Source organism: Brevundimonas sp. NIBR10 (assembly GCF_027912515.1).
Classification (GTDB): domain Bacteria; phylum Pseudomonadota; class Alphaproteobacteria; order Caulobacterales; family Caulobacteraceae; genus Brevundimonas.
This window is the reverse complement of record NZ_CP115464.1, coordinates 326,560-343,320: the sequence shown is the minus strand read 5'-3', so window position 1 is coordinate 343,320 and position 16,761 is coordinate 326,560. Positions and strand designations below refer to the sequence as shown.

17 protein-coding genes are annotated in these 16,761 nt (G+C 67.8%); 8 read left to right on the top strand and 9 right to left on the bottom strand.

Annotated elements, in window-relative coordinates; translation table 11 throughout:
• The first annotated feature begins 16 nt into the window (after positions 1 to 16).
• The 4 genes from O5K39_RS01740 (at position 17) to O5K39_RS01725 (ending at position 6,060) form a co-directional block, all read left to right on the top strand.
• Complete coding sequence (locus tag O5K39_RS01740; RefSeq protein ID WP_271145588.1) at positions 17 to 730, top strand: hypothetical protein; 714 nt, start codon at positions 17 to 19, stop codon at positions 728 to 730.
• Positions 731 to 947: 217 nt separating this feature from the next.
• Entirely contained in the window at positions 948 to 3,965 is a 3,018-nt protein-coding gene (locus O5K39_RS01735; protein WP_271145587.1) for a 2-oxoglutarate dehydrogenase E1 component, read from the top strand.
• A gap of 117 nt (positions 3,966 to 4,082) precedes the next feature.
• Positions 4,083 to 5,633: a 2-oxoglutarate dehydrogenase complex dihydrolipoyllysine-residue succinyltransferase gene (odhB, locus tag O5K39_RS01730; RefSeq protein ID WP_271145586.1), complete on the top strand. Its 1,551-nt coding sequence runs from the start codon at positions 4,083 to 4,085 to the stop codon at positions 5,631 to 5,633.
• Between the two features lie 16 nt (positions 5,634 to 5,649).
• Positions 5,650 to 6,060 (top strand): hypothetical protein, encoded by a 411-nt coding sequence (locus O5K39_RS01725; protein WP_271145585.1) that lies wholly within the window; start codon positions 5,650 to 5,652, stop codon positions 6,058 to 6,060.
• Here O5K39_RS01725 and O5K39_RS01720 read toward each other — a convergent pair.
• Positions 6,054 to 6,635, bottom strand: coding sequence for a GNAT family N-acetyltransferase (locus tag O5K39_RS01720; RefSeq protein ID WP_271147208.1), 582 nt, complete (start codon positions 6,633 to 6,635; stop codon positions 6,054 to 6,056). The genes O5K39_RS01725 and O5K39_RS01720 overlap by 7 nt on opposite strands.
• A gap of 8 nt (positions 6,636 to 6,643) precedes the next feature.
• On the bottom strand, positions 6,644 to 7,180 hold the full coding sequence (thpR, locus tag O5K39_RS01715) for an RNA 2',3'-cyclic phosphodiesterase (protein ID WP_271145584.1): 537 nt from the start codon (positions 7,178 to 7,180) through the stop codon (positions 6,644 to 6,646).
• A gap of 127 nt (positions 7,181 to 7,307) precedes the next feature.
• Between thpR and O5K39_RS01710 the strand changes: the two genes are divergently transcribed.
• Positions 7,308 to 8,057 (top strand): Bax inhibitor-1/YccA family protein, encoded by a 750-nt coding sequence (locus O5K39_RS01710; RefSeq protein WP_271145583.1) that lies wholly within the window; start codon positions 7,308 to 7,310, stop codon positions 8,055 to 8,057.
• 66 nt (positions 8,058 to 8,123) lie between these two features.
• Here the strand turns inward: O5K39_RS01710 and O5K39_RS01705 are convergent, their stop codons facing one another.
• The 4 genes from O5K39_RS01705 to O5K39_RS01690 form a co-directional block, all read right to left on the bottom strand.
• Positions 8,124 to 8,465: a DUF2794 domain-containing protein gene (locus O5K39_RS01705; protein ID WP_271145582.1), complete on the bottom strand. Its 342-nt coding sequence runs from the start codon at positions 8,463 to 8,465 to the stop codon at positions 8,124 to 8,126.
• A gap of 303 nt (positions 8,466 to 8,768) precedes the next feature.
• Positions 8,769 to 10,235 carry a trypsin-like peptidase domain-containing protein gene (locus O5K39_RS01700; protein ID WP_271145581.1) on the bottom strand — a complete coding sequence of 489 codons (1,467 nt, stop codon included), beginning with the start codon at positions 10,233 to 10,235 and terminating at the stop codon, positions 8,769 to 8,771.
• Positions 10,236 to 10,283: 48 nt separating this feature from the next.
• On the bottom strand, positions 10,284 to 11,729 hold the full coding sequence (locus O5K39_RS01695; RefSeq protein WP_271145580.1) for an ATP-binding protein: 1,446 nt from the start codon (positions 11,727 to 11,729) through the stop codon (positions 10,284 to 10,286).
• Positions 11,730 to 11,735: 6 nt separating this feature from the next.
• On the bottom strand, positions 11,736 to 12,557 hold the full coding sequence (locus O5K39_RS01690) for a response regulator transcription factor (RefSeq protein ID WP_271145579.1): 822 nt from the start codon (positions 12,555 to 12,557) through the stop codon (positions 11,736 to 11,738).
• Positions 12,558 to 12,680: 123 nt separating this feature from the next.
• Here O5K39_RS01690 and O5K39_RS01685 point away from each other — a divergent pair, with 123 nt between their 5' ends.
• Positions 12,681 to 13,454: a DUF3313 domain-containing protein gene (locus O5K39_RS01685; RefSeq protein ID WP_271145578.1), complete on the top strand. Its 774-nt coding sequence runs from the start codon at positions 12,681 to 12,683 to the stop codon at positions 13,452 to 13,454.
• A gap of 30 nt (positions 13,455 to 13,484) precedes the next feature.
• Here the strand turns inward: O5K39_RS01685 and O5K39_RS01680 are convergent, their stop codons facing one another.
• On the bottom strand, positions 13,485 to 14,675 hold the full coding sequence (locus tag O5K39_RS01680; protein ID WP_271145577.1) for an acyl-CoA dehydrogenase: 1,191 nt from the start codon (positions 14,673 to 14,675) through the stop codon (positions 13,485 to 13,487).
• 135 nt (positions 14,676 to 14,810) lie between these two features.
• Here O5K39_RS01680 and O5K39_RS01675 point away from each other — a divergent pair, with 135 nt between their 5' ends.
• Positions 14,811 to 15,089, top strand: coding sequence for a DUF6356 family protein (locus tag O5K39_RS01675; protein WP_271145576.1), 279 nt, complete (start codon positions 14,811 to 14,813; stop codon positions 15,087 to 15,089).
• Here O5K39_RS01675 and O5K39_RS01670 read toward each other — a convergent pair.
• Positions 15,086 to 15,496, bottom strand: coding sequence for a hypothetical protein (locus O5K39_RS01670; protein WP_271145575.1), 411 nt, complete (start codon positions 15,494 to 15,496; stop codon positions 15,086 to 15,088). The two genes, O5K39_RS01675 and O5K39_RS01670, sit on opposite strands and share 4 nt — an antisense overlap.
• A gap of 89 nt (positions 15,497 to 15,585) precedes the next feature.
• Between O5K39_RS01670 and mmcB the strand changes: the two genes are divergently transcribed.
• Positions 15,586 to 16,032: a DNA repair putative endonuclease MmcB gene (mmcB, locus tag O5K39_RS01665; protein ID WP_271145574.1), complete on the top strand. Its 447-nt coding sequence runs from the start codon at positions 15,586 to 15,588 to the stop codon at positions 16,030 to 16,032.
• Between the two features lie 89 nt (positions 16,033 to 16,121).
• Here mmcB and O5K39_RS01660 read toward each other — a convergent pair whose 3' ends face one another.
• The gene (locus O5K39_RS01660) at positions 16,122 to 16,679 is read right to left on the bottom strand and encodes an ActR/PrrA/RegA family redox response regulator transcription factor (protein ID WP_271147207.1); all 558 of its coding nucleotides are present in this window, start codon (positions 16,677 to 16,679) and stop codon (positions 16,122 to 16,124) included.
• Positions 16,680 to 16,761 lie beyond the last annotated feature (82 nt).

The window sequence follows — 16,761 nt, the reverse complement described above, 5'->3', positions numbered from 1 at the left end:
GAACGGAGGGGTCGCCATGATCGAACTGCTGGCTGCGCTGAGTATCGTGACCCAGGGGCCGCCGCCTCCGGCGACGCCGCCGACCGATCTGAGGCTGGAGGCGTTCAGAGCCGCCTGCGTGCCGCATCGCCGCGACATCGTTGCGACGGCCGCGATGATGGCGGCCGACGGCTGGGCGATCGTGCCCGATGACGACCATCCCGAGCTGATGGCGACCATGGGCAAGGCGCGGGCCGAGGCGGTCGATCCGGAGCTTCAGATGACCGCCGACTTCACCATCTGGGGCAAGGCCTGGGGCGAGCGGACCTTCTACGTCGTCCTCAATCGCATCCACGCGGTCCTGCGCGAGGAAGAGGACGACGACGGCGACGGCGAAATCCAGGAGTGGGAGGATCGCGACGAGATGACCCTGCTGGGCTGCGGTCTGTGGGACTTCGACACGACCGAGCGGATACCGGCCTCAGTCGTCGATGCCTGGGTCGGCACGCCTGCGGTTGAGACCTTCGACCTGCCGGGCGAGATGATCGGCGGCACCTGGAACCTGTATCACATGCTGCCCGGAACGGCCGACGTGAAGGTCGGCTTCATCCCCGAGGGCAGCGATTTCGAGGCCCGGACCGGCTTCTCGGGCGTGGCCATCACCATGGGATCGGCAACGGAAGACCCGGACGAACCGGAACCGGTCCCGGATGACGAGTCGCACGACCACGCTGAGGAGGACGCCGACTGACCGGCGCTTCGGCATCGTTCGTTCGCGAATTCTGCGTCGCCGACCCCGTCCGACACGAGCCGTTGCAATTTTTGCGGTGGTAAAGGGCATTTTCTATCCCTTTCGCCCCGGTTCGGTCATGACCCGTCAGGAAACAGCGCCTATATGAACCGCAGCTTCACGCAGATGTGACCGTGACGCTTGCCACGATACGAAAAAAGTCGGGACGACGAATACAATGGCGGACGATGCCGGTCGGCTGAACCAGGTCTTTGCCGAGACCAGCTTCCTCTACGGAGCCAATGCCGCCTTCATCGAGGGCCTGCACGAGCAGTGGGCCGCCGATCCGGCCTCGGTGACGGCCGAGTGGCGCTCCTTCTTCGACCAGCTCAAGGACACGGCCGCAACGGTGACGGCGTCGGGTGCCGCCGGTGGCTGGGGTCGCGGCGCGATCCTGGAACCGACCGAGGAAACCGGCGTGTTCGACGGCGTCTGGCCGGCACCGAAGCCCGATCCGAAGAAGCCGGTGCCCGTCGCCAAGACCGCCCCGGCCCCGGTCGAGGCCGCCTCGGCTCCTTCGGCAGACGCCGTCCGCGCCGCCGCCCACGATTCGATCCGCGCCCTGATGCTGATCCGCACTTATCGGGTGCGCGGCCACCTGCATGCCAAGCTCGACCCGCTGGGCATCGAACAGCCGATCCAGAACGCCGAACTGACCCCGGAATTCCACGGCTTCGGCCCGGGCGACCTCGACCGCCCCATCTATCTCGACGGCGTTCTGGGGCTCCAGTACGCGACCGTCCGCGAGCTGATGGCCATCCTGGAAAAGACCTACTGCGGTCCGATCGGCATCCAGTACATGCATATCGCCGAGCCCGAGGAGAAGGCCTGGCTGCAGCAGCGCTTCGAGGGTGCCGACAAGTTCGATCGCACCACTTTCACCCGGGAAGGCAAGCTGGCCATCCTGAACAAGCTGATCGAGGCTGAGGGCTTCGAGCGGTTCAGCCACAAGCGCTTCCCCGGCACCAAGCGGTTCGGTCTGGACGGCGGCGAGGCGATGGTCCCGGCGCTGGAGCAGATGATCAAGCGCGGCGGCGCCCTGGGTGTCGACGAGATCGTCATCGGCATGGCCCACCGGGGCCGTCTGAACACCCTCGCGACCGTGATGGGCAAGCCCTACAAGGTCATCTTCCATGAGTTCCAGGGCGGCTCGGCCGTGCCGTCGGACGTCGAGGGTTCGGGCGACGTCAAATATCACATGGGGGCCTCGTCGGACCGCGAGTTCGACGGCAAGAAGGTCCACCTGTCGCTGACCGCCAACCCCTCGCACCTCGAGATCGTCAACCCGGTCGTCCTGGGCAAGGCGCGGGCGAAACAGGCGTTCGACATCCGCGAGGCCAATGCGGGTCTGCCCGAAAGCCAGTGGGCGCTCGACCGCTCCAAGGTCATGCCCCTGCTGATCCACGGCGACGCCGCGTTCGCGGGTCAGGGCGTGGTCGCCGAATGCTTCGCCCTGATGGGTCTGAAGGGCTACCGTACCGGTGGGACGATGCATTTCGTCATCAACAACCAGATCGGCTTCACGACCAGCCCGCGCAACTCGCGCTCGACGCCCTATTGCTCGGACGTCGCCCTGATGGTCCAGGCGCCGATTCTGCACGTCAACGGCGACGACCCTGAAGCGGTCGTCTTCGCCGCCAAGGTGGCCACCGAGTTCCGCCAGAAATTCCACAAGGACGTGGTGGTGGACATGTTCTGCTACCGCCGATATGGCCACAACGAAGGCGACGACCCGACCTTCACCCAGCCCCTGATGTATTCCAAGATCCGCGCCCTGTCTTCGACGCGCGAGATCTATGCGCGACAGCTGGTCGGCGAGGGCGTGCTGTCTCAAGCCGACGCCGACGCCCTGGTCACCAAGTTCGAGGCCTGGCTGGACGAACAGTTCGAGGCCGGCAAGACCTTCCAGGCCGACAAGGCCGACTGGATGGACGGCCAGTGGAAGGGCGTGGGTATGCCCGAGGACGACGAGCGTCGCGGCAAGACCGAGGTCCCGGCCGAGAAGCTGCGCGACTATGGTCACCGCCTGACGACCATCCCGAACTCGATCGACATGCACAAGACGCTGAAGCGCGTCATCGAGGCGCGTCGCGAGGCGATCGATACCGGAAACATCGACTGGGCCACGGCCGAGAGCCTGGCCTTCGCCTCCCTGCTGGACGAGGGCTTCCCGATCCGGCTGTCGGGCCAGGATTCGGTGCGCGGCACCTTCTCGCAGCGCCACTCGGGCATCATCGATCAGACGACCGAGGAGCGCTACATCCCGCTCAACAACCTGCGCGAGGGCCAGTCCCATTTCGAGGTGATCGATTCGGCCCTGTCGGAAGAGGCCGTGCTGGGCTTCGAGTACGGCTATTCGCTGGCCGATCCGAACACCCTGGTCATGTGGGAGGGCCAGTTCGGCGACTTCGTCAACGGGGCCCAGGTCGTGATCGACCAGTTCATCACCTCGGGCGAACGCAAATGGCTGCGCATGAGCGGCCTGACCATGCTGTTGCCGCACGGATATGAGGGCCAGGGTCCGGAACACTCCTCGGCCCGCCTCGAACGCTTCCTGCAACAATGCGCCGAGGACAATATCCAGGTCGCCAACTGCACGACGCCCGCCCAGTATTTCCACATCCTGCGTCGCCAGATGCAGCGGCCCTTCCGCAAGCCGCTGGTGATCATGACGCCCAAGAGCCTGCTGCGGCACAAGAAGGCGGTGTCTTCCATCGCCGAGATGGCCGAGGGTTCGTCCTTCCACCGCGTCCTGCACGACGACGCCCAGACCCGCCCCGAAATCTCGGGCATCAAGATCAAGGCCGACAAGGACATCCGCCGCGTCGTCCTGTGCTCGGGCAAGGTCTATTACGACCTGCTGGACGTGCGCGAGAAGAAGGTCGCGGCCGGCGAACCCTGCGACGACGTCTATCTGCTGCGGCTGGAACAGTTCTACCCGTGGCCGATGAAGTCGGTGTCGATCGAACTGGCCCGCTTCCCCAACGCCGAACTGGTCTGGTGCCAGGAAGAGCCCAAGAACATGGGCGGCTGGACCTTCGTCGATCCGTGGCTGGAGCTGACGCTCGACAAGCTGAAGATCAAGGCCAAGCGCGCCCGTTACGTCGGTCGCCCGGCCTCGGCCTCGACCGCCGCCGGCCTGATGAGCCGCCACCTCAAGGAACTGAAGGCCTTCACCGACGAGGCCTTCGCCTGACCGCCCGTCCCGGATAACGGCCTGGCCGTTTCCGGGATGACAAATGACCGCCCCGGCTCCCCTTAGGGGCGAGCTTGCCCTATATACCGCCACGCCCGAAACGACCGGAACCTTCCCATGGCCGACATCCTGACCCCCACGCTTGGTGAATCCGTCTCCGAGGCCACCATCGGCAAATGGACCAAGAAGGTCGGCGATCCGGTCAGGAAGGACGAGGTCCTGGTCGAGTTGGAAACCGACAAGGTCTCTCTGGAGGTCGTGGCTCCCGCTGACGGCACCCTGTCCGACATCAAGGCCGCGGACGGCGACACCGTGGTTCCGGGAACGGTTCTGGGCGTCGTGACCGAAGGCGCTGCCGCCTCTGCCGCCCCTGCGCCTGCCAAGGCCGCCCCGGCCGCCGCGGCCACCGCCGTTCCCGCCACACCGGCTGCGCCCGCCGCCGCCCCTGTTGCTGCTTCCGGCGGTTCGGTCTCGATCGCCGTCCCGACCATGGGCGAGAGCGTCGCCGAGGGCACGATGGGCAAGTGGCTCAAGGCCAACGGCGAATCCGTCAAGAAGGACGAGGTCCTGGTCGAGATCGAGACCGACAAGGTCGCGGTCGAGGTCTCCGCCCCCGCCGACGGCGTCCTGACCATCGCGGCCGACGAAGGTTCGACCGTGACGCCGGGCCAGAGCATCGGATCGATCGCCGCCGGTGCCGGTGCGGCGGCCGCAGCTACCGCTGCCGCGCCGGCCGCCTCCGCCAACGCCGGTTCGGCCCAGATCAAGTCGGGCGGCGCCACCCTGTCGCCCGCCGTCCAGCGCGTGGTGACCGAGAACAACCTCGATCCCAAGGCCATCGCCGCCACGGGACCCAAGGGCAACATCACCAAGGGCGACGCCCTGGCTGCCGCCGCCGCGCCCGCTCCGGCCGCTGCGCCGGCCCCGGCTCCGAAGCCTGCCGCCGCCATCACGCCTCGCGCCGATCAGCCGCGCGAGGAGCGGGTCAAGATGACCCGCCTGCGCCAGACCATCGCGCGTCGCCTGAAGGAATCCCAGAACACCGCCGCCCAACTGACCACCTTCAACGAGGTGGACATGACCCAGGTCATGGCGCTCCGCACCGCCTACAAGGACGCCTTCGAAAAGCGCCACGGCGTCAAGCTGGGCTTCATGAGCTTCTTCACCAAGGCCGTGGTCAACGCCCTGCACGAAATCCCGGCCGTCAACGCCGAGATCGACGGCACCGACATCATCTACAAGAACCACTATGACATCGGCGTGGCCGTCGGCACCGACAAGGGTCTGGTGGTTCCGGTCCTCCGTGACGCCGACACCCTGTCGCTCGCCGGCATCGAGAAGGGCATCGCCGACCTCGGCAAGGCAGCCCGCGACGGCGCCCTGACCATGGACCAGCTTCAGGGCGGCACCTTCACCATCACCAACGGCGGCACCTATGGGTCGCTGATGTCGACGCCGATCCTGAACGCGCCCCAGTCGGGCATCCTGGGGATGCACAACATCGTCCAGCGCCCGATGGCCATCAACGGCGAGGTCAAGATCCGCCCGATGATGTACCTGGCCCTCAGCTACGATCACCGCATCGTCGACGGCAAGGAAGCCGTGACCTTCCTGGTCCGCGTCAAGGAACACCTGGAAGACCCGCAACGGTTCCTGCTGGACCTGTAAGGCGAAAAGGCGGGCGATGACCGAGCTGGAAGTCGCCCGCTTTTCCACCCTGCCTGAAGGCGAACTGGCCGTCGCGATCCTGCGCAATCACGGGATCGATGCGCGCCTGCCCGACCGCGACATGGCGACGATGAATCCCGATCTTCTGATCGCCATCGGCAACGTCCGGGTCGTTGCGCCTGATCACCAGGTTCAGGCGGGGCGGGATCTGATCGCCCGTGTCCGCGCCGGCGAGTTCGCGCAGGAGGCGGAGCCCGAGACCGGCGACTGGACGATCGAGGCCATCCCGGGTCGCGTCGGCGATCTCGACGAAGGCGAGATCAGAGGTGTCCTGACGCAGGTCAAAAAGGCGGGTGCGATCGTCCTGATCCTGGCCTTCGTCGTCTTCCCGGTCTTCAGCTGCGTGATGATGGCCGGGGGCTATTGAGGGCGACCGATGCCTGTCCCGTCGATGAAGCGTCTGCGGTTCTCGCGCCACGCGTCCGCCGTCTGACCCCAGACATCGACCGTCGCGCTCTCGAACGGGGGCGGCAGGCGGCCCGGGCCACGGTTGGTCGAACCCAGCCGCTCGGCGACCCTGGCCGACGCGCTGTTGGCCGGATCGATGGTGTGGACCACGTCGGTCCAGCCGAGGACATCGACCGCATAGTCCATCGACGCCACCGCCGCCTCGATCGCATAGCCCTTGCCCATGGCGTCGCGATGCAGGCTCCAGCCGACCTCCGTGCCCGGCCAGCCGTGGGGTTGCCACGGCCCGATCCGGCCCATCCACTGGCCGGTCGACTTCTCGATCAGCGAAAAGAAGCCGACGCCTGTCAGGGTCCAGGCCCCGGCAACGGACATCATGGCGCGCCAGACCTGGGCCGGGGTCTGGGGGCCGCCGATGAAGCGCGTGGTCTCCGGGTCCGACTGGAAGTCGCACCACCGCTCGAAATCCGACGCCGCCGTCGGGCGCAGGATCAGCCGTTCGGTCTCGATCACGGGACCGGGGGCCTGCGACAGGGCAGGGGTCACAGCGGGTACTCCCGTTCGAGCTGATAGAAGCTGCCGTCGTCGCTGACCGTGCTGGAATACAGGCCGAACCGGTCGATCGGGATAGCCGGCGAATGCAACAGGTTGTGACCGGCGATCCAGGCCGCGATCCGGTCCGGATTGGTCTGGGTCTTCAGATAGGCCAGGGTCAGGTGCGGCCTGTAGGTGCGCTTCTCCATCCGGATCCCCGCCCGCTCCGCCGCCGCCTTGCAGCGCCCGGCCAGGACGTTCAGCCGCTCGTTCGCCTCCACCCCGGCCCAGAGGGTGGTCGAGCGGTGGTCGTCGCCGAATGCGCCCACGCCCTTCAGCTCGATATCGAACCGGCCGGACGGGATGCGGGCCAGTTCGGCGGCGAGGTCGTCGGCCTGGGTCTCGGTGACCTCGCCATAGAAGGCCAGGGTGACGTGCAGGGCCTCCTCAGGCCTCCAGCGCGCGCCGGGCAGGCCGGTCTGGCGGCGCTTGAGGGTCTCCACGACATCCCAGGGCATGGACAGGGCGGTGAACAGCCGGATCATGCGACCCTTGGTAGCGGCCGGGATCAGAATCGGAAAGTCCGCATTCCCTTGCGTGAGGGGCGATCTGCCCCGATATTCACGCCTAGGCCGGGGGTTTGCCCCGGCATCATGGGAGATTGATCTCGCGATGAGCGACTTCAGAAACGGTTTCACCAATGTGGCGCCCGCCTCGGCCGACATGTCGGTCGATGCCGGCCTGCGCAGCTTCATGCTGGGCGTCTACAACAAGGTCGCGCTCGGCCTGCTGGTCTCGGCGGCCCTGGCTTTCATTACCGGGTCCTATCCGCCTGTTCGTGACCTGATGTATCAGGTCACCGCCGACGGTCGGTTCGCCGGCTTCACCATTCTGGGCATGATCGTGGCCTTCGCGCCGCTGGTCGTACTGCTGGGCTCCGGGTTTGTGATGAAGAACCCCACGGCCGCCTCGGCCGGCGGGCTCTACTGGCTGGTCGTGGCCCTGATCGGGGCCTCGCTGGGCACGGTCGTCCTGCGCTACACGGGAGCCTCGATCGTCTCGACCTTCCTGATCACTTCCGCCGCGTTCGGTGCGGTCAGCCTGTTCGGCTACACCACCAAAAAGGATCTGTCCGGTTTCGGGACCTTCCTGATCATGGGCGTGATCGGCCTGATCATCGCCTCGCTGGTCAACATGTTCCTGCAGAACGGCCTGATGCAGCTGATCATTTCGGCGGTCGGCGTCCTGCTGTTCGCGGGCCTCACGGCCTATGACACCCAGCGCCTGAAGATGACCTACTACCAGCTGGGCGGAGACCGGAATGCGATGGGCATGGCCACCAGCTACGGTGCGCTGAGCCTGTACATCAACTTCATCAACATGTTCCAGTTCCTGCTGGCCCTGTTCGGCGGTCGCCGCTGATCGGCGAACCCGCCGAGGGATGAGACCAGAGGCCCCGGTGGAAACACCGGGGCCTTTTCTTCGGCCCTACTCCACCACCTGGAATTTGCGGCTGTCGAAGACGCGCAGCACCTGGGGCAGCTCGCGACCGCGCTTGAGCACGACACCGCCCTCGCCGATCACCGCCCACTGGCCCTGACGGGTCTGGAGGGCCGGCCGCTTCTCGATCCGGTACAGGGGCGCGTCGCCCGAGCGGCGATAGACGGCGAATTCGGCGACGTCCTTGTGGCCGACCATCGCATAGTCGCGCCACTCGCCGGCCGCGACCATCCGGCCATAGACCCGCAGGATCAGGTCCAGCTCGCGCCGCTCGAAGAAGACCGGACCGGCCTGGGGGCGGCTGTCAGAGGAGGGGGGATCAAGGCTCATCCCCCTGAAGTTAGGACGGCCGCACGCCCGACGCCACGGGGCAGACCGGCTGAATCATGCGGTCCGGAAAAATGCACGCGACACGAAATGGCCCCGTTTCGGTCCAGCGCCCGCCCGCTTGGACGGCGAAACAGCTCTTGTCGGCCCCTCGGAGTTCGGAAGCGTCCCGGATCCTGAACAGCCCCCCCAGCCCCCCTGGATGTTTCCAGCTATGGGCTCCGACGGGCCGGCGCTTCCTCCAAAGCGAGACGCCCGTCCTGCCTCCCTCCCCCCGATGGCACGGCGGGCGTTTTGCTGTCTGGATCACGCGGGGTCGTCCGACGGGGCTTCCGGCTCCGGCAAGGCCGCATCGGGTGCCGGCACCTCGGGCGTCGGGGCCGTGTCGGCCGTATCACCCAGGCTGACATCGATGGTCTCATCCCCGCGCTTGACGTGAAGCACGACCGGCCCGCCGGGGACGATCCACTGTAACAAGGCTGAGTTCAGCCCGGTCATGTCCGCGATCGGCGTCTCGCCCACCGAGATGACGACGTCACCGGCCATCAGCCCCTGCTGAGCGGCCTGCGACCCTCCGCCCACCGACGAGACGAGGACGCCGGTCACGCCTTCGAGATCATCGCTCGCCTCGACGGTGCGGAACTGGGCCCCGAAGGCTTCGGTGGTGCTGACGCCGTTCGCCACGGTGATCGGCGTGATCTCCTCCACCGTCATCGAGGTCGTGTGCTCCCGCCCATCGCGCAGATAGACCAGGGCCAGGGCCGCTCCCGGAGGCGCGATCCCGACCGTGGCGTTGACCGAGCCCGCGTTGGCGACCGGACGGTTCTGGATCCGGGTGATGATGTCGCGACGACGCAGGCCCGCCCGCTCGGCGGCCGAGCCCGGGGCCACGTCCTCGACGACGGCACCGCGCACGATGCCCAGGCCGAAGTCCCGCGCCCGCTCGGCGGTCAGGGAGCCCATGATCGCACCCGTCCGGCCGCGCTTGACCTCGCCGTTCTCGCGGATCTGGCCGACCACATAGTTGAGGATCCGGGTCGGCACGGCGAAGGCGATGCCGTCGTTTCCGCCGCCGCCGCCGAACATGTCCGACCCGCCCGACAGGATGGAGGTGTTGATACCGATCAATCGCCCCCGGCTGTCCAGCAGCGGCCCGCCGGAATTCCCCGAGTTCACCGCCGCATCGGTCTGGATATAGTCCTCGACAGCATCGCCAAGCCCTGTGCGACCCAGGCCCGAGATCACCCCCATGGTCAGGGTCTGGTCCAGCCCCAGCGGATAGCCGACGGCGAACGCCAGATCACCGGTGCGCAAGGTGTCGGAATCGACCATCTCGACCTCGGCCAGACCGGTCGCCTTGATCTTGAGAACGGCGACGTCGGTGGCCTTGTCGGTGCCGATCAGTTCGGCGTCGAACAGCCGGCCGTCGCTCATGTCGACCGTGTATTTGGTGCCGCCGTCGATGACGTGGTTGTTGGTGACGATGATGCCTTCGCCTGCGTCGATGATCACGCCCGAGCCGGTCTGCAGAGGCTTGGCCTCGTTGTCGCCCGAGGTCGGCCCGCGCGAGCTTCCCAGGGTCGTCACCTGGACCACGGCGGGAAGCGCATCCTCAAGACCGTTGGCGAAGCTGAACACCCCGCGCCGCTCGTCATAGGGGATGGCGAACCGGGGCAGTCCGCCCGTCTGGGCCTGGGCGAGACTGGCCGAGACCGGCACGAGGGTGAGCGCCAGCGCCATCGCCGAACCCGCCAGAAACACAGTGCGCCGCATCGTCATCCCCCGGGCCGCGCTGGCAATTCCGCGCGCCGATGCGGCAACCTAGCGTGTGAAATGCGCCGTGACGATGGCTCCCGGCGCGGCGTCATCAATCATCATCTCGGCTCCGTGCCGCCGCAGGATGGCCCGCACGAAGGTCAGGCCCAGCCCATGGCTTTCGCGACCCTCGGCATCCGCCGCAGCGGACCTCAGCGCGGCGTCGGCCAGCCGTTCCGGATCGATCCCCGGCCCCTGATCCGCCACCGACAGGGCCGGCCGCTCGCCGTCGTGAAAGGCGCGCAGCGTCACCGTCCCGCCCGGCGGCGAGTATTTGATCGCATTGTCCACCAGGTTGGCGACCGCCCTCTGCAACAGCGAGGACACGCCCAGCACGCTGACCGCCTCGGCCTCGACCACCAGACGGACGCCCTGTTCCTCGGCCAGCGGCTCGTACAGATCGGCGACCGAGGCCAGCATCCGGTCCAGCGCCACCGTCTCGAACCGCCAGGCCTCGCCTTCGCGCAGGGCCATCGCTTCGTTCATGGCCCGGGTCAGGGCGCGCAAATCCTGGGCCGCCTCCAGCCCCAGCCGACTGCGCTCCGCCGTATCCCCGGCCTCGGACAGCCGTTCCAGCCGGGCCGTCGCGCGGGCCAGGGGGGTGCGGAAGTCGTGGGCCAGTTGATCGGCCGAATCCCGCAGCCAGCTCAGCAGTTCCTCGAGCCGGTCGAGGGTGCGGTTGGCCTGAACGGTCAGTTCGGTCAGTTCGGGCGCGACCCCGACCTCGGGCGCGCGTCGGGAAAAGTCACCCACGGCGGCGCGGTCCAGGGCCTGTGACACCTCGGTGATGGCGTGGGTCAGGCGACGCCGCGCATAGGTGGCGGCGGTCAGGCCCGAGATCAGAATCACCGCCCCGGTGATCAGAACCGCCAGCACGGCCCAGCCCCAGGCCTGGCCCGAACGGTCCACGACCCGCCCCACGGCGATGTCGAGCGAGCCCACGCTGCGCCGGACCATGACCACCTCGACCGCTCGGCCGGGACACAGCACGCCCCGGTGCAAGGTGACGCGATAGGTGTCCGGCCCCAGCCCCGGCATCCGGGCGGTGGGCGCGGTTTCCAGCGCCGCCAGACCCGCGGGCTTGCCGACCGGGGCCCTGATGAAGCGCACGCCCGCCCCGCCCCGACCTGTGCGGCAGGTCTGTTCCAGGGTCGCCCCGTCGCGCTCCGGCCCGCTCTGGAAGACGCTGAGCCAGGCCGACAGATAGGCTGCGTCCCCGGCCGTCAGACTGGATGCCGTCAGACTGGATTCGGCCCCCAGCTTGGACACCATGGCGGCATAGTCGGCGGAAGCGGCGAGGGCCGCCTGCTGGCGTTGGTCAGTGCGGACGGCATGGCCCGTGGCGAACAGGGAGCCGGTCAGGGCCACGGCGGCCATGACGGCCAGGGCCGAGGCAAGCTGGGTCGAGGTCCGCTGCCCCAGCCAGTCCCGGAACCCCTGCCACAGCGCCATCGGCGGTCAGCGCCCGATATCGAGATCGCGGAACACCAGGCTCTGGCTGCGCGCCGAGACGATCAGCGGATGCAGGTCCTCGCCCAGTTCGGGGGCCTGTTCCTTCAGCCGACGCCGCAGGGCGCTGATCCGGGCGTCGATGATGTTGACGAAATTATCGGGCAGGAAATTCCACTCGACCCAGCACCGGTCCCACAGCATCTGTTTGGTCACCGGCTGACCCCGCGCGCTCATCAGCTCGCAGACGATGGCGAACTCCAGCGGCGACAGGTCGATCAGATGCGGTGCCTGTCCCGGCATCTCCAGCTTCAGGGTGCGGGCACCCGGCGACAGGCGGAAAGGCCCGTTCAGAATGTCGGCGCCCGCAGGCTTCGCGTGGCGCACCGTGCGCCGCAGCTGGGCCGCGATCCGGGCCAGAAGCTCTTCGTCGCCGACGGGTTTCGACAGATAGTCGTCGGCCCCGCCCAGCAGCCCCTCGACCTTCTGACGTTCACCGCCCAGCGCCGTCAGCATCAGGGCCGGCGCGTCGGACGAGGGTCCGGACGTGCCCCGCAGTCGCTTCAGCGTCTCCAGCCCGTCCAGCCCGGCGGTCAGCCGATCCAGGATCAGCACGTCATAGGCGGTGGCGGCGGCGGCCTCCAGCGCTGCCTCGCCGCGATCGACCCGGTCCACGGCCGCGAACCCGGCCTTCAACAGACGTTCGGCGACGTGTTCCGACAGGGCCGGATCGTCCTCGAGCAACAGGACGTTGCGGCCGGCGAACATGGCCGACAGCGCGATGAACGGATCGCCGTCGGCGTCCGGTCTGAAATCCTGTCCGCTGTCCATCGCCCCGATCGTCTCCGCCCGGTGCTACGATAAATCCCTGAACCGGAATGACAATGCTAAGCTGGCTGATCCTTTCTGACGGTCGCGCGTTCGACGCGGTCTGCCTTCTTGCCGGAATACGCCATGAAATCCTTGCCGCTCATCCTCGTCGCAGGCCTCGCCGTCACCGCCTGCCAGACGGCGCCGGTCGCCAATGCGGGATTCCTGAGCCGCTACGACGGGCTGGTGACACGCGAAGACACCATCCGGGCCTCGATCCGCCAACGCCGCGACGATGCCGAGGCCGCCAAGGTCGAGACCGTCTTCCTGGAACCGTCCGTCCTGGTCGGCGAGGCGAGTGCCGGCCTGAGCGAGGCGGAGAAGGCCCAGGTCCTTCGCGAGGTCGATCGCCAGATCTGCTACGAGGTCAGCGAACGGTTCACCCTCGCCGACGCCCCGGCCGGTTCGGCCCGGCTGCGCACCGCCGTCGTCGGCATCCGTCCGACGGGCGGCGCTGCGGGTGGCGTCTCGGCCGTCGCCAATGCCTTCATCCCCGGCCCCGGAACCTTCCGTGTGCCCGGCACGACCGGTGGTCTGGCCGTCGAGAGCGAACTGCTGAGCCAGAGCGGATCCCAGATCGCGGCCCTGGCTTGGGCACGCAATGCCAACGTCGTGGGCACCGACACCCCGTCCCTGTCGCGCATCGGCGATGCCCTCCAACTGGCCGAACCCCTGGGCGACACCGTCGGCGACACCATCTCCCAGCACGACCGGCCAGTACGCGACATCGCCGATCCCGACCCCTGCGCCGCCTACGGCCCCCGCACCCAGCCCGCCGGCTTCGTCGCCCGCATGGTCACAGGCCTCTATGTGCCCCAGATCAACACGGGCACGGCGGCGGAGAAGCCGAAGGAATAGCCACTCCGTCAGCGCGGCGCGCGGCGCTTCCTAGAACGCACTTTCTCCGGTGATCGCCCGGCCCAGGATCAGGGCGTGGACGTCGTGTGCGCCTTCATAGGTGTTGACGGTTTCCAGGTTCATGGCGTGGCGCATGACGTGCAGTTCGCCGGTGATCCCGGCCCCGCCGTGCATGTCGCGAGCCTCGCGGGCGATGGCCAGGGCCTTGCCGCAGTTGTTGCGCTTCATCAGGCTGATCGCCTCGGGAACCCAGGCGCCCGTGTCGATCAGCCGGCCCAGGGCATAGGCCCCCTCGAAGCCGAGGAAGATTTCGGTCTGCATGTCGGCCAGCTTCTTCTGCACCAGCTGCCGGCTCGACAGCGGGCGGCCGAACAGCATCCGCTCGGCGACATAGTCGCGCGTCGCGTGGAAACAGAACTCGGCGGCCCCCATGGCCCCCCAGGCGATGCCGTACCGCGCCTTGTTCAGGCAACTGAACGGCCCGCGCAGACCCTTGACCCCCGGCAGCAGATTGGCCTCCGGCACGAAGACGTCGTTCAGCCCGATATCGCCGGTGATGGAGGCGCGCAGGGACAGCTTGTCGCCGATCTTGGTCGTGGTGAAGCCGTCGAAATCCCGCTCCACGATGAAGCCGCGGATCACGCCCTCAAGCTTGGCCCAGACCACGGCCAGGTCGGCGACCGGCGAGTTGGTGATCCAGTATTTGCCGCCGTTCAGCCGATAGCCGCCGTCCACGGCGACCGCGTTGGTCTTCATCGAGGCCGGGTCCGAACCGCCGTCGGCCTCGGTCAGGCCGAAACAGCCGATCAGTTCGCCCGCCGCCATCCGGGGCAGGAACCGCATCCGCTGCTCCTCGGACCCGAAGGCATAGATCGGATACATGGCCAGCGAAGACTGCACCGACATGGCGCTGCGGTAGCCGCTGTCGACCGCCTCGATCTCGCGCGCGATCAGTCCATAGGCCACATGGCTGACGCCCGATCCGCCGTACTGTTCCGGCAGGGTCGCCCCGAGGAACCCCATCTCGCCCATCTCGGTCATGATGGCGCGATCGAAGGTCTCGTCGCGGAACGCTGCGACGACGCGGGGCAGCAGTTTCTCGCGCGCATAGGCCCGGGCCGCATCCTGGATCGCCCGCTCGTCCTCGGTCAGCCGGCCGGTCAGGTCGAAGGGATCGTCCCATTTGAAGGTCTGAACAGGGGCGGTGGCGCCGTCGGCCATGAGGTCTTCCCGAGATTGCGGGGGTCTTTCGCCGTCGTCACGCGATGGTGACGGCCGCCCCCTGTTTCAGCGGCCGGTTTAGGCCAGAATGGACCGATGCGGTAGGGGTCGGCCCGGCCGCGAACGGAGGCGCTCTTGATCCGCACCCTGATCCAGACCTCGGCCCGCCTGTTCGCCGACCACCCGCGCGAGGTCGGTGAAAGCTACATCGACCATTTCGCCACGGCCGCCCGCTGCGGTCTGCGGCTGGCGCGGCTGTCGGGAACCGCCTTCCTGCACGCGGTGGTGCCGGGGGTTTGCAAGACCACGGTGTCGGACGAGATCAAGCGGATGGCCGACGACCTCGGCTACCGCGCCCAAATCGCCCGCGAATGCCGGATGCAGGACACCGGCGCCTTCGATCCCGGCCTCTAGCGCAGAACCGCGATGTGTCCGAACACCAGGACCGCGCCGGTGGCGACGCTGTAGACGGCAAAGGCGTTGATGGTCTGGCGTCGCCCCCGGGCGATCTCCTCGGTCTCCGGCGAGTACCAGCGCTGGGCCCAAAGCAGATAACCGGCCTGCAACCCCCAGCACGCCAGAAACGCCGGAACCGCCCAGCGTGTCAGCAGCACCAGAGCGATGCCGGAAACCAGCACCAGCATAGACCCGACGGTCAGGATGATGTCGGCGGCCCGCTCGTTCGCCGGCGTCGGGAAGATCTTGCCGAACGCGGCCTCCAGCCGCCAGTTGAACACCATCTGCCGCAGGGCGACGAGGCCCGCGAACACATAGAAGACCCCGATCGCACGCGCCGCCCATTCCATGATGCCACGGTGCAATGCGGCCCGTTCGGCGGCTACCTACGGATTCTGATAGGTGGTTACCGCGCTGCGTTGATTCGAGAACACACCCGGAACATACTGACCGCATGCCCGCCGCCGCCGTCCACCTCGAACTCGTCTTCAGCCGTCCCGAGACCACCCAGTCGGTGACCCGGGGCGCAGCGCGGTTGCTGGCCGACATGGGCTATGCGCCGTTGCTCGAGGTCTGCCTGCCGAACGGTCGGCGTGCCGACGTCATGGCCCTGGGGCGCAAGGGCGACATCGTGATCTGCGAGGTGAAGTCGGGGATCGAGGACTACCGGGTCGATCGCAAATGGCCCGAGTACGCCCCCTTCTGCGACGCCTTCTTCTTCGCCGTGGCCCCCGAGTTTCCCCAGGACGTTCTGCCGCTGGAACCGGGGCTGATCGTCGCCGACGGCTTCGGCGGGGCGGTGGTCAGGGACGCGCCGGTACTGGCCCTGGCCCCGGCGCGCAGGAAGGCGCTGACCGTCGCGTTCGGACGACTGGGGGCGATGCGGCTCCTGAGAGAGTGATTGGTGATTGGTGACTGCCAGCCCGCAAGCCGGTTATCGCCGGGCATGCCGTGCAGTATCAACCACTAACCACTAGCCACCAATCACCCCTACCGCGGCGCGCGCTTGGCCAATATCCGCTGCAGGGTCCGACGGTGCATGCCCAGCCGCCGCGCGGTCTCGGAGACGTTGTTGTCGCACAGCTCATAGACCCGCTGGATATGCTCCCAGCGGACCCGGTCGGCGCTCATCGGATTTTCGGGCGGTTCGGGCGTGGCGTCGCCGATGGCCAGCAGGGCCTTGACCACGTCGTCGGCGTCGGCGGGCTTGGACAGATAGTCGACGGCGCCGGCCTTGACCGCCGCCACCGCCGTGGCGATCGCGCCGTATCCGGTCAGCATGACGATGCGGGCGTCCTCGCGCCGCTCGCGCAGGGTCTCGACGATCTTCAGCCCGTTGCCGTCGTCCAGCCGCATGTCCAGCACGGCGAAGGCGGGCAGGAGGGTCCTGAGCACCTCGGTCGCCTCTGCCACCGACCCGGCGGTCGTGACCTGGAACCCTCGCGAGTCCAGCGCCCGGCCCAGCCGCGTGCGCAACGCCTGGTCATCGTCCAGCAGAAGCAGGGTGCGATCCGACAGACCGGCGATGCGGTCTTCGATGCTCGACATTTCAATGGTCTCCATCACGCTCAGGTCGGTCGTCGCACGGCCAAGGTCAAGCGGCGCGGCGATCTGTCGCTTGTCCACCTGC

What these genes read in the sequence shown, in the direction of transcription:
- O5K39_RS01740 (WP_271145588.1), top strand. Translation starts at nt 17, where the DNA reads ATGATCGAACTGCTGGCTGCGCTGAGTATCGTGACCCAGGGGCCGCCG.
- O5K39_RS01735 (WP_271145587.1), top strand. Translation starts at nt 948, where the DNA reads ATGGCGGACGATGCCGGTCGGCTGAACCAGGTCTTTGCCGAGACCAGC.
- odhB (WP_271145586.1), top strand. Translation starts at nt 4,083, where the DNA reads ATGGCCGACATCCTGACCCCCACGCTTGGTGAATCCGTCTCCGAGGCC.
- O5K39_RS01725 (WP_271145585.1), top strand. Translation starts at nt 5,650, where the DNA reads ATGACCGAGCTGGAAGTCGCCCGCTTTTCCACCCTGCCTGAAGGCGAA.
- thpR (WP_271145584.1), bottom strand. Translation starts at nt 7,180, where the DNA reads ATGATCCGGCTGTTCACCGCCCTGTCCATGCCCTGGGATGTCGTGGAG.
- O5K39_RS01710 (WP_271145583.1), top strand. Translation starts at nt 7,308, where the DNA reads ATGAGCGACTTCAGAAACGGTTTCACCAATGTGGCGCCCGCCTCGGCC.
- O5K39_RS01705 (WP_271145582.1), bottom strand. Translation starts at nt 8,465, where the DNA reads ATGAGCCTTGATCCCCCCTCCTCTGACAGCCGCCCCCAGGCCGGTCCG.
- O5K39_RS01700 (WP_271145581.1), bottom strand. Translation starts at nt 10,235, where the DNA reads ATGCGGCGCACTGTGTTTCTGGCGGGTTCGGCGATGGCGCTGGCGCTC.
- O5K39_RS01695 (WP_271145580.1), bottom strand. Translation starts at nt 11,729, where the DNA reads ATGGCGCTGTGGCAGGGGTTCCGGGACTGGCTGGGGCAGCGGACCTCG.
- O5K39_RS01690 (WP_271145579.1), bottom strand. Translation starts at nt 12,557, where the DNA reads ATGGACAGCGGACAGGATTTCAGACCGGACGCCGACGGCGATCCGTTC.
- O5K39_RS01685 (WP_271145578.1), top strand. Translation starts at nt 12,681, where the DNA reads ATGAAATCCTTGCCGCTCATCCTCGTCGCAGGCCTCGCCGTCACCGCC.
- O5K39_RS01680 (WP_271145577.1), bottom strand. Translation starts at nt 14,675, where the DNA reads ATGGCCGACGGCGCCACCGCCCCTGTTCAGACCTTCAAATGGGACGAT.
- mmcB (WP_271145574.1), top strand. Translation starts at nt 15,586, where the DNA reads ATGCCCGCCGCCGCCGTCCACCTCGAACTCGTCTTCAGCCGTCCCGAG.
- O5K39_RS01660 (WP_271147207.1), bottom strand. Translation starts at nt 16,679, where the DNA reads ATGTCGAGCATCGAAGACCGCATCGCCGGTCTGTCGGATCGCACCCTG.